Source organism: Dietzia sp. CW19 (genome assembly GCF_014145265.1).
In the GTDB taxonomy this organism is placed as follows: Bacteria; Actinomycetota; Actinomycetes; order Mycobacteriales; family Mycobacteriaceae; genus Dietzia; species Dietzia natronolimnaea.
On sequence record NZ_JAALEE010000563.1, the window covers coordinates 1 to 11,247 of the forward strand.

The following is an 11,247-nucleotide window of genomic DNA, read 5'->3' on the forward strand; positions in this document are numbered from 1 at the left end:
GGGCGGCGCGGGCCCGCCAGCCGCTGAGCCCGATGAACTCGCCCGGGCCGGAGATCGCCACGAGCTCGGGGTCCTCGGTGAACGCCTTGTCGATTCGCTGCACCCAGTCCGGGCCCGGGCGGGAGTCCGCGTCCAGGCGGGCGATCACGTCTCCCGAGGCCGAGTCGTAGCCGGTGGCCGTGGCCGAGGGGATGCCCCGCACGGCCTCGGTGACCACCCGGGCCCCGGCGTCGCGGGCCACCTCGGCACTGTCGTCGGCACAACCGTTGTCCACCACCACGATCTCGTCAGGCGGCCTCGTCTGGGAACGCAGGGCCGCGAGGCACCCGGCGAGCTCGTGGGCGTCGTCGAGGACGGGGACGACCACGGAGATGCGCATGCCCCTCATCCTGCCAGCGAGGCGCCGACCCCATCCAACCGGGCGATTTGTGCACTGTTCCAGCGTGTGTGTAATCTGCTAGAGGCTTTAACCTCGAGCTGCGGAGTGATTCGCGACCCGGGGTGGCTGGCCCCCTTAGCTCAGTCGGTAGAGCGTTTCCATGGTAAGGAAAAGGTCGACGGTTCGATTCCGTCAGGGGGCTCGCACGGCACACCGGGCACGGCGATATAGCTCAGATGGTTAGAGCGCACGACTCATAATCGTGAGGTCCCGGGTTCGATCCCCGGTATCGCTACAAGAGAATACGACACGAACCGGCACCTCGTAGGGGGCGCCGGTTTCGTCGTTCCACGGCGCGGTGCCCTAGTTTGAAGGTGATCACTCTGAGGGATCGGCATACCCGATCCCTGTCGCCTCTCGCGAGGCGCTGTTCCGGTTTAGGCGGGCGAGTGTGAGTTGTCCCGATCTCGGTCGGGTGTGCATGGGGCCGAATGGTGCGACACCGTTCGGCCCCATGGCTAACCGCTACCGAGACCAAGTGTCAGTCAGTCACTAATGTTTAAGTGGGAGAGTAAGAGAGGGTTGCAACTATCATGTTGACCCCGTACAGTGACTTGCATCACCTAACAAGTACACGAGGGGTCTGACATGACTGCGAAGATCCGCCCACCGGACGGACCGTGGTCGCTCGCGTGGGCGAAGTCGCCCGACGATGACGGTGACTGGCTTCCGCTGTGGCGTCACATGGCTGACTCCGCCGAAGTGGCGAACCGTCTATGGATGGAATGGATGCCGCCCGCCTCTCGAGAAGTCGTGGCGGCCGAGACGGGAAGCCAGATTCTGGCGGGTTCGCTTGCGGTCTTCCTCGCAGCCGCTCACGATGTCGGCAAGATCAGCGAGGAGTTCGCGAGCCAGAACGTCGAGTTGCGCGAGCGAATGTCCCGCGTGGGGTTCGCGATACCAAACGCTGCGGTCAGCTCGGGACAACGCAGGGAGAGGCCGCACGGATCGGTGAGCGCTAGAAGCCTCTGGGAGTGGCTGTTCGAAGCCATCGGGGGCCGCGGCAAGGCCTCGACGATTTCGGCGGTGCTGGCCGGTCATCACGGGACGTTCCCTCCAGGGCCGCCCCAGGAGTTGCCGGAGTCGGACGCGATCTGGGCCGAATCCCGCCGATCGGCGATCGACTTCGCTGTGGGGCTCTCCGAGATCACTGAGGCAGAGCTCGTGCAGGTGGCCACTGTGGGACTCTCCCAGGCGGCGCAGGTCGTCCTCGCAGGTTTTGTCGTGGTGTGCGATTGGATTGCGTCCAACACGGAGTTGTTCCCGTACGGGACTGATGGGGAAGATGGCGACCGCGCGGCCAGGGGGTTGGCTGCGCTCGCTCTGCCGAGGCCTTGGTCGCCCAGCCCTCCACTCGATGATGCCGCGCTTTTCGCCGACCGTTTCGAGCTGCCGAAAGGTGCGTCTCCGAGGCCGGTGCAACTCGCCGCCGTTGAACAGGCGCGACTCATGATCGAACCCGAGCTCATGCTCATCGAAGCACCGACAGGAGAGGGTAAGACAGAGGCGGCCTTCGCCGCAGCCGAGGTCATCGCGGCCAAATTCGGATGTGGTGGGTTGACGGTGGCGCTCCCCACGTGTGCGACGAGCGACGCGATGTTCAGCCGAACACTGTCATGGCTCGATCGCAGTGTTCCCGCCGGAACAGTCGCCTCCGCACTGCTGACCCACAGTCGTGCGCGATTCAACGACGAGTTCACGGGCCTGTCCGCGGTTGTCCCGGATAGGGGGCTGGCGGGTATCCACGACGATTCCCCCTCGGGTGCCGGATCGCTGACCGCGCACTGGTGGCTCCGGGCCAGGAAGAAGTCGGCGCTCGCCGACTTCACCGTCGGGACCATCGACCAGGTGCTTCTCCTTGCGCTGCAGTCTCGTCATCTCATGCTGCGGCACCTCGGGATCGTCGGAAAGGTCGTGGTCCTCGACGAGGTACACGCGGCGGACAGCTACATGTCCCACTTCCTCGACCGGGCCTTGGAGTGGCTCGGTGCTGAACGGGTTCCGGTCGTCGCCTTGACCGCGACCCTCACGCCGGAGCGCCGATGCGCGATGCTCGCGGCATATCGGAGGGGGCGATCAGCGGCAGTGGGGGAGCAGATCGTGGCGGGCAGCCGACCGGGACCCGACTTCGAGGCGACAGCTGCTGCCACCGCGTTCCCCCTGATCGTCCGGGTGGGGTCGGGACTACCGACTCTGACGGAGCCAGCGGCCAGCGGCCGGGAGACCGCCTATCGTATGGAGTTCGTCGGCGACGACGACGCTGAGCTTGTCCAGTCGGTGTCAGACGCGGTGAACAGCGGAGTCTGCGTCGTCGTCGTGCGGAACACGGTGGCCCGGGCGCAGGAGGTTTACACCGCCCTTCTCAACGAGCTGGGATCCAGTCGGACGATGTTGATGCACTCACGGTTCATCCTGGCAGACAGGCTCCACCGTGAAGGTCAGGTCAAGGAGTTGCTGGGCCCACCGGCGATCGGACGCAGACGACCCCCCGGCATGGTGATCGTGTCGACTCAGGTCATCGAGAGTTCGCTCGATATCGATGCGGACCTCATGTACTCCGACCTTGCTCCAATCGATCTGATCCTCCAACGAGCCGGCCGCTTGCACAGGCACGACCGACCGGCCGGCACCAGGCCGGGGATCGCGGCGACACCGAGGTTCCTCATCAGCGGCGTCGAGCTCTCGTCCGATGGATCGAGCCCGACCGTAGACAAGGGGTCATCCTATGTATACGGCGGTGCATCTCTATTGCGCACGACGGCAGTGCTCCGTGATCACCTCGAACGCACCGAAGGAATAGTGGAGTCGCCTCGCGACGTCGCAGACCTCGTCCGTGCCGCCTACTCACCAGACGCTGTCCCGCCAGCTGGGTGGGAGGACGACTGGCGCTCAGCCGAGAAACGGCAGCAGGAATCCGATGCGGAGAGAGAGCGTCGCAGCGGGGCGTTTCTTCTCCGCTCACCGGGTCCTGGGCCCGCCTACGGGTGGAACTCGGGATCATCTGACGAGCCCAGGGAAGAGGTGCTCGGACACGCCCAGGTCCGAGACGCTGAGAATTCTCTCGATGTAGTCGTCGTGCGTGAGGTCGACGGCCGCGTTCGGTCCCTGCCGTGGCTGGAGCGACGAGGTGACGAACTGGTCGACTCCGATCTAGGTGTCGACGACGAACTGGCGCGAGCCGTGGCGATGTGCACCGTCTCACTTCCCGCCTGGACTTTTCGTGGCAAACGGGAAGCCTGGCTCATCGAGGAGCTGGAGACGCGTGGGATCCCGGGGTGGCAGAAGTCGCCATGGCTCAAAGGGATGCTGCCGTTGCCGCTGAACGAGGACCTGTGGGTCCGGATCGGAGACCTGCACATGGAGTACGACCGTTCGACCGGACTGACCGTCCGGGTCAAGGGGGACGCATGACCGACACATTCAACCTCGTAGACAAGCCCTGGATCCGTATCCGCGACGTCGAGGGGGAGGTCCGGGAAGTCAGCCTGTCGGAGGCGCTCACCGAGTCGCACAGGATCGAAAGGCTCGCGGGCGAGCTGCCCACGCAGGACTTCGCCGTGCTGCGGGTACTGCTCGCCGTGCTGTACCGCGCGGTGGCGCCGGAGCCGACCGGCGATCCGGAAGGCGTGTGGGAGGAACTGTGGAATCAAGACAGGCTTCCCGCAGCAGGGCTCACCGCATACCTGGACGCGTGGAAGCCTCGGTTTGACCTCCTCGACTCGCAGAGACCGTTCATGCAGGTGCCTGACCTTCACACCTCCAAAGGGGAGTGGCGCAGCCTCGAACTGCTCGTCCCTGATTGCCCCGGTCCCGGGGCGATGTTTCGCCGACGAGATCCGTCGATCTCTCTGGGCCTGGGGGAGGCTTCACGGTGGCTCCTGCACTGTCAGGCTTATGACCCGTCGGGAATCAAGTCAGGCGCAGTAGGCGATCAACGGGTGAAGGGAGGGAAGGGCTACCCGACGCCCGTCGGATGGGCGGGCTGGATGGGCGGGCAGTACATCGAGGGGACGAACCTCCGCGAGACTCTGTTGCTCAACCTGGTGCTAGATCGCAGGTACGACCGTAGGGACATTCCTCTATGGGAGGAAGAGCAGCACCTGACCCAGGACGTGAGATCGCCTGAGATGTGTGGACCATTCGGTCAGCTCGGACTCCTGACGTGGCCTGAACGACGGGTGCGCCTCCACGTTGAGGAGGGGGAGGTCGCCGAAGTGCTCATCTGCAACGGCGATCCCATCCCGTACACCCTCCAGAGCGAGCACGAACTGATGACGCCCTGGCGTTTCAGCGAACCGCAGACCGCCAAGGCGAAGTCGATCATCTACATGCCGAGATCCCTGACCAGGGGGCGCGCGCTGTGGCGCGGTCTGGAGACACTGCTCCCAGATCCGTCCGGAGCAAAGGTCAAGACCAAGTACGGGGATGCGGAGTCCGCCCGCCCCTCCGGAGTGGTGAATTGGGTCGGCAAGCTCGTGAGCGAGAAAGTGCTCCCTCCTGGATTCCAGGTGAGGATCGTCGCGACAGGGGTCGAGTACGGCCCTCAGATGGCGGTGATCTCCACCGTCCTCGCTGATCGGCTCGCCTTCGCCGGCGTGCTCGCAGACGTCTCCTCCGGTGCACATCGCGCGGCGGCCACGACCGCGGTCGGTGAGACCGACGCCGCGATCCGGGCGCTCGGGAGCCTCGCCGACAATCTGGTCGTCGCGGCGGGTGGTGACGCGGGGCCCGCCCGCGAGGGTGCCGTGTCCGGCGCTTACGAGGAACTCGATCGTGCATTCCGACGCTGGCTGCGCGACCTCGGTCCGGAGACATCGCCCGACGCAAGTCTTCAGAGCTGGCGTGAGGGGTGTCGCCGGACGCTCGCGGCCAGGGGGGAGGAGCTGGTGCGGAACGCCCCGCCGGCAGCGTGGCGCGGCCGCGAGCACTCCGGGCATGTGGTTTCCGTGGGGCAGGCGGACCTGTGGTTCCATCGGTCACTCGCCAAGGCACTGCCCTTCCTGCCTCGTGACGACCTCCCGGCAACCAACTACGCCGACGACAGCACCACCGAGAGGACTGAACAATGATCACCACCGAGCCCGCACAGGCAGGCACGCGCCGCGAGACGCTGGAAAGCTACGTGCGAAGTAGGGCGGTCGGACTTCATAAGCGTCTCTCTGCCGGCGACAGCTCCGCCCGGGCGTCCCTCGCTCGGATGCGACGCGCGGTCGGCGCCGATATCGCTGTTCAACCCGAGGCGTGGGGAGAGGTCTACGCGGGATTTCCCGAAGAACTGGTGGGAGAGGGCGACGACGTCGGCCCCTACGAATACGCCGCGCACATCGCTCTGACCCTGTTCGCGCTCCATCAGCAGTCGCAGGCGCAACCGATGCACGTCGGCGGTCCGTCCGCGAGGTTGGGATCCGCGGTGCGAAAGCTGGCCACCCCGAACGACGCGCAAGAACACGAGCAGGCGACGCTTCGCCGGTTTCAGGCGTTGGTCACGGCAGACGAACTCCCTGAGATCGTGCATCACCTGAGGGGAATCGTCCTCCTCCTCAAAGCCAAGTCGATCCCGCTGGACTACGGACGACTCGCGTCGGACGTTGCGTCGCTTCACTCGCCTGAAGGAGCGATCAGGGTGAAGCTTCGGTGGGCGCGCGATCTGTACACCGCGCCGAGGTCTCGCCCGAACGCCCACCAGCCCCCGTCCAAGAACTGAGTCCTCAGCCCTCTCACTACAGGAGTAGCAATGACTACCTATATCGACGTACATATCATCCAAACGGTTCCGCCTTCCAACATCAATCGAGATGACACGGGCTCGCCCAAGTCCGCGGTGTACGGCGGGGTTCGCAGGTCTCGAGTATCGAGTCAAGCGTGGAAGCGGGCCACGCGCGCCGAGTTCTCTTCGCACCTCGACACCGCGGAGCTCGGGGTGAGGACCAAGCGGGTCGTCGAGCAAATGATCGGGGAGATCGTCGCACGGCGCCCCGATCTGGAGGAGTCCGCCGAGGATCTCGCCGCGAAAGTGCTCAAGGTCGTGGATATCAATTTGGCCAAGGAGAAGAAGGAATCCTCCGAGAAGCGGGAGGTACCGCAGACCGAGTACCTGATCTTCCTCTCGCGTGCCCAAATTTCGGCCCTCGCGGAACTCGCCATCGACTCCGTCGACAGCACTCCGGACAAGAAGTCGGTCAAGAAGGCGTTCCATGACGACACCTCTATCGACGTAGCCTTGTTCGGCCGCATGATCGCCAATGCGCCCGACCTCAACGTCGACGCCTGCTGTCAGGTGGCTCACGCGATCTCGGTGCACCCCGCCTCCAACGAGTTCGACTACTTCACCGCGGTAGACGACAAGTCGCCGGAGGACAATGCAGGCGCGGGAATGATCGGCACTGTCGAGTTCGTGTCATCGACGATGTACCGGTACGCAACGGTGAACGCCGACGCGCTCGCCGCCTCACTCGGGTCGATCGAGGCCGCTGCCAAGGCGGCCGAAGCTTTCGTACGGGCCTTCGCTGTGTCCATGCCCACCGGCAAGAGCAATACCTTCGCGAACAGGACCCGGGCCGACCTCGTCCTGGTCCAAGTCCGAGACGATCAGCCGGTCAACCTTGTCGGAGCCTTCGAATCCGCCATCGCGTCGACCACCGGTCGCACGGAGCAGGCGGTCTTGCGATTGGCCGAACACGCGGCCGACCAGGATGCCGCTTACGGGACCCTCCCCGTCGCCGGTGCGTTCCTCGCTGCAGGTGCCGCGGCGACCGAGACGGCGCTCGAGAAGCTCGGGGAGATCGGTCAGCGGGCCGACCTCAACGGTGTCGTCCGCCTGGTGGGCGAGCAGGTTCGCGAAAGGGTGGAAGAGAAGTGACCTCGCTTCTCCTCAGACTCGCCGGCCCGCTTCAGGCATGGGGCGACTCGAGTCGGTTCAACGACCGCACGACTAGGAGGGAACCGACCAAGAGCGGGGTCGTGGGCTTGCTCGCCGCTGCGTCTGGCCGGAGGCGCACCGATCCGATCGAGGACCTCGCTAGTCTGCGGTTCGGTGTCCGGAGCGATCAGCAGGGCCGGCTCGTTCGCGACTTCCAGACGAGCATCGACTGGCGCACCGGGAAGTCCAAGCCACTCACCTCTCGTCACTACTTGAGTGACGCATGTTTCGTGGTCGCGGTCGAAGGGGAGGACGAGCTCCTCGAAGGTCTGCGGGAGGCGCTCCGTCGACCGGTCTTCCCCGTTTATCTGGGGCGTCGATCATGCCCACCGGCCGGACGCGTGGTTCTCGGGATGCGGGACCCCGGAGTCGAACAGGCGTTGAGCGACGAGCCGTGGCAAGCCTCGGATTGGTATCGGAAGACGTGTTCGTCGCCCGCTCACCTCCCGGTGACCCTCGACGCCACGCAAGGATCGGTCCAGGACGAGTTAATCTCCGATCATCCTGTGAGCTTCGACCCCCGAGACCGTAGGCACGGAGTGCGAGCGGTCGTCCACACAGAGGTCATCGTCGACAATCCACTCGGGCGTCCGGGAGTCGGCCATGACCCCATGAGCATGTTGTGAGGCCAACTATGTACTTGTCGCGAATGCACCTGAATCCGCGTCGGCGGGGCACCCGACTCCTGGTCGGCAATCCGCAGACCGTGCACGCCGCTGTGATGTCGTCCTTCCCCCCGACCGCACACGGAGAAGGCCGTGTTCTCTGGCGTATGGATCGCGACGGTGACCACTTGGCGCTGTACATCCTCAGCCCGACCGCTCCGTCGTTCGAGCACATCCAGGAGCAAGCCGGCTGGTCCAATCAGGAATCGTGGGACGTGCGTCCGTATGGCCGTGTGCTCGATCGGATCACATTGGGTCAAGAATACTCGTTCCGGTTGGTCGCCAATCCGAGCCGAATCGTCACGGGGGAGGACGGGAAGAAGCGTCGGTTCGCCCATGTGACCGTCGATCAACAATTGGGTTGGCTCACTGATCGTGCGTCCTCACTCGGTGTGGAGTTCATCGACGCCGGTGGAGTCTTCGACGATGGGAAGAGGGTTCCCGCCGTCGCGGTGACGTCGCGTGAGATCTCGCGTTTCCAACGCAAGGGAGCCACGGTGACAGTATCGAGGTCCCAATTCGATGGGGCGATCCGAGTCACTGATGTCGACGCACTCCGCAGCACTTTGACCAACGGCGTCGGCAAGGCCAAGGCATATGGGTGCGGGCTTCTCACACTGGCGCCACTCGGCCGGAGGTGAATCGTGAAGACACCCGGAATCCGTCCCTCCAAGTCCCGGGAATTGACCCGGGTGGAGGACAGAGTCACCTTCCTCTACTTGGAACACTGCACTATCGGGCGAGACGCGAATGCGCTCACCGCCACCGATGAACTCGGGGTCATCCATATCCCGAGCGCCTCGCTCGGGGTGCTGATGCTGGGCCCGGGTACGCGGGTCACCCACCAAGCAATGTGCGTTCTCGCCGATAGTGGATCGTCGGTCGTGTGGACGGGTGAGAACGGGGTGCGTTACTACGCCCACGGCAGACCATTGGGACGGTCGACGAAGCTGCTCGAAGCTCAGGCGCGATTAGTCAGCAACAATCGGTCCCGTCTCGCTGTTGCGCGGGAGATGTACGCGATGCGCTTTCCAGGTGAGGACGTATCGCGTCTGACCATGCAGCAGTTGCGCGGCCGGGAGGGTGCGCGCGTGCGGAAGTCGTATAGGGATTGGTCGGTCACGACCGGCGTGGAGTGGTCGCGGAGAGAGTTCACCGTGGACGACTTCGACTCGTCGGATCCGATCAACCAGGCCCTCTCTGCCGCGCACTCGTGTTTGTACGGCGTAGTCCATGCGGTGATTGTGGCTATCGGATGCTCGCCGGGGCTGGGGTTCGTCCACACCGGTCACGACAGGTCGTTCATCTACGATATTGCTGATTTGTACAAATCGGCCATCACCGTGCCCATTGCATTCCAGTCGGTTGCACAGATGGATCAAGATGACCCTGAAGCGCTTGCGGGGCTCGCCTCCACCGTCAGGAGGCAGGTTCGCGACGCGATGCGTGGACACCGGATCCTCAGTAGATGCGTGGCTGATCTACGTTTTCTGTTGCTACCGGAAACGGAAGATGAGGGTGAGGACGGGCTCGCGACGGTGATTGAACTCTGGGATGAGCAACTCGGGCGGGTGTCTGGCGGTACGAACTACAGCGAGGACGTGCCATGGTGACGATTGTCCTCACAGCTTGCCCAGCCGGGCTACGGGGTCACTTGACTCGATGGTTGATCGAAGTGAGTCCAGGAGTGTTCGTGGGCAGAGTCAATGCGAGGCTGCGTGATGAGCTCTGGAAGCTCATCCTTGAACTCGTGAAAGACGGGCGAGCGATCATGACTTACTCGACAAGGGAAACAGAGCAAGGGTTCGACTTTCGTGTCCATCGGCACGACTGGTCGGTAGAGGATTTCGAGGGGCTACGTGTGATGCGTAGAACCACCTCTAGTAAGCGCACCACCGGAATGCGTAGAGGTTGGTCTGCTGCGTCGCATCTGCGCCGGAGAAAGTAAACTAGTGGTCCGCATTTGAAGTCTTCTTACGGTTGGCTTTCTTGAGGACTTCGTCGGCGGTTTTCGTCCAGACGAAGGGGTGGGATCGGTGGTTCCAGCCGTCGATGAAGGCGCGGATCTTCGCGTTCAGGTCCTTGACGGATGTAAAGACGCCACGGCGGATGGCCTGGCGTTCGACGATGCCGAACCACACCTCGACCAGGTTCATCCACGACGCGTGGGTGGGTGTGAAGTGGACCGTGAACCGAGGATTTTCGGCCAGCCAGGCCTTGACGTTTGCGTGCTTGTGGGCTGCGTAGTTGTCCATCACCAGGTGCAGCTCAGCTGGCTGACCGTCGGCATCGACGACATGACGGTACGCCCGCTCGATCTGCTTCAGGAACGCCAGGAATTCTTGGTTGCGATGCCGCGGTTTGAGTGCGGCGGTGACCTGACCGGTGGCGATGTCCAGCGCCGCGAACAGCGTCGATGTGCCGTGCCGGACGTAGTCGTGACTGCGCCGCTCGATCAGGCCGGGCTGCATCGGCAAGATCGGCCGAGTACGATCCAGCGCCTGGATCTGGGACTTCTCATCCACGCACAACACGATCGCGTTCTCCGGCGGCGCCAGATACAGGCCGCAAATGTCGGTGACTTTGCCGACCAGCTCAGGATCGGTGGAGAACCGGAACGACTCCGAGCGCCACGGCTTGATCCCGTAGGCACGCCACGCCGTGACCACCGTCGAGGCCGAGACCTTCAACCGTGTCGCCAGCAGCCGCGACGACCAGTGGGTCACGCCCAGAGACTTCGGCGGCGGCATCAAGGTCGCCGTCACGATCTCCGCGTGATCGATCGTGCGCGGCCGACCAGAACGCTTCTCATCAGCCAAGCCCCCGATGCCCTTGTCCTCGTACCTGCCGCGCCACAGGTTCACCTTCGGCCGCGACGCCCCGGCCAACTCGGCGATCTCCGCATTGCGCCGGCCCTCCGAAGCCAGCAGCACGATGCGTGCTCGCTGCACCATGCCTGCCGACATCGACTGCGAGCGCGTCATTCTCTCAAGCTTCTCGCGATCGCCGGGACGCAACATCAATGCCGGGGCAGGTCGATTCGCCATGCCCCATGATTTCACAAACCCAACCGTAAAACTACTTCACACGCACGACACTAGAACTCCGAGTACTGCTCCATTTTCCGCTGGTCAGCCAGTGTCGTCCCCGCGCAGGCGGGGCTGTTCCCAAGGTCGCCACGTCGGACATGATGCAGATGGAGTCGTCCCCGCGCAGGCGGGGCT

Annotated in this window: 10 protein-coding genes and 2 tRNA genes; 10 read left to right on the plus strand and 2 right to left on the minus strand. The window is 64.2% G+C overall.

Features of this window, described 5'->3' with window-relative positions:
• A partial coding sequence (locus G6021_RS16345; protein WP_182641747.1) for a glycosyltransferase family A protein occupies window positions 1-379 on the minus strand: 379 nt, incomplete at its 3' end.
• Between the two features lie 129 nt (window positions 380-508).
• On the opposite strand from G6021_RS16345, the gene G6021_RS16350 reads away from it, so the two are divergent.
• The 10 genes from G6021_RS16350 (at window position 509) to cas2e (ending at window position 9,971) form a co-directional block, all read left to right on the plus strand.
• Window positions 509-581 (plus strand) — tRNA-Thr (locus tag G6021_RS16350).
• A gap of 19 nt (window positions 582-600) precedes the next feature.
• Window positions 601-674, plus strand: a tRNA-Met gene (locus G6021_RS16355).
• A gap of 353 nt (window positions 675-1,027) precedes the next feature.
• Entirely contained in the window at window positions 1,028-3,850 is a 2,823-nt protein-coding gene (cas3, locus tag G6021_RS16360) for a CRISPR-associated helicase Cas3' (RefSeq protein ID WP_182641748.1), read from the plus strand.
• Window positions 3,847-5,508, plus strand: coding sequence for a type I-E CRISPR-associated protein Cse1/CasA (gene casA, locus G6021_RS16365; RefSeq protein WP_182611258.1), 1,662 nt, complete (start codon window positions 3,847-3,849; stop codon window positions 5,506-5,508). The genes cas3 and casA overlap by 4 nt, the downstream gene beginning before the upstream one ends.
• The gene (gene casB, locus G6021_RS16370; RefSeq protein WP_182641749.1) at window positions 5,505-6,143 is read left to right on the plus strand and encodes a type I-E CRISPR-associated protein Cse2/CasB; all 639 of its coding nucleotides are present in this window, start codon (window positions 5,505-5,507) and stop codon (window positions 6,141-6,143) included. Before casA ends, casB begins: the two co-directional genes overlap by 4 nt.
• A 30-nt stretch (window positions 6,144-6,173) precedes the next feature.
• Window positions 6,174-7,298: a type I-E CRISPR-associated protein Cas7/Cse4/CasC gene (cas7e, locus tag G6021_RS16375; RefSeq protein ID WP_182641750.1), complete on the plus strand. Its 1,125-nt coding sequence runs from the start codon at window positions 6,174-6,176 to the stop codon at window positions 7,296-7,298.
• Window positions 7,295-7,984 carry a type I-E CRISPR-associated protein Cas5/CasD gene (cas5e, locus tag G6021_RS16380; protein WP_182611261.1) on the plus strand — a complete coding sequence of 230 codons (690 nt, stop codon included), beginning with the start codon at window positions 7,295-7,297 and terminating at the stop codon, window positions 7,982-7,984. The genes cas7e and cas5e overlap by 4 nt, the downstream gene beginning before the upstream one ends.
• A gap of 8 nt (window positions 7,985-7,992) precedes the next feature.
• Window positions 7,993-8,664 (plus strand): type I-E CRISPR-associated protein Cas6/Cse3/CasE, encoded by a 672-nt coding sequence (cas6e, locus tag G6021_RS16385; protein WP_182641751.1) that lies wholly within the window; start codon window positions 7,993-7,995, stop codon window positions 8,662-8,664.
• A 3-nt stretch (window positions 8,665-8,667) separates the two neighbouring features.
• Window positions 8,668-9,636, plus strand: a complete 969-nt coding sequence (gene cas1e / locus G6021_RS16390) for a type I-E CRISPR-associated endonuclease Cas1e (protein ID WP_182641752.1) — start codon at window positions 8,668-8,670, stop codon at window positions 9,634-9,636.
• Window positions 9,630-9,971, plus strand: coding sequence for a type I-E CRISPR-associated endoribonuclease Cas2e (gene cas2e, locus G6021_RS16395; RefSeq protein ID WP_182611264.1), 342 nt, complete (start codon window positions 9,630-9,632; stop codon window positions 9,969-9,971). Before cas1e ends, cas2e begins: the two co-directional genes overlap by 7 nt.
• 1 nt (window position 9,972) lies before the next feature.
• Here cas2e and G6021_RS16400 read toward each other — a convergent pair whose 3' ends face one another.
• Entirely contained in the window at window positions 9,973-11,070 is a 1,098-nt protein-coding gene (locus G6021_RS16400; protein ID WP_182641753.1) for an IS630 family transposase, read from the minus strand.
• Window positions 11,071-11,247 lie beyond the last annotated feature (177 nt).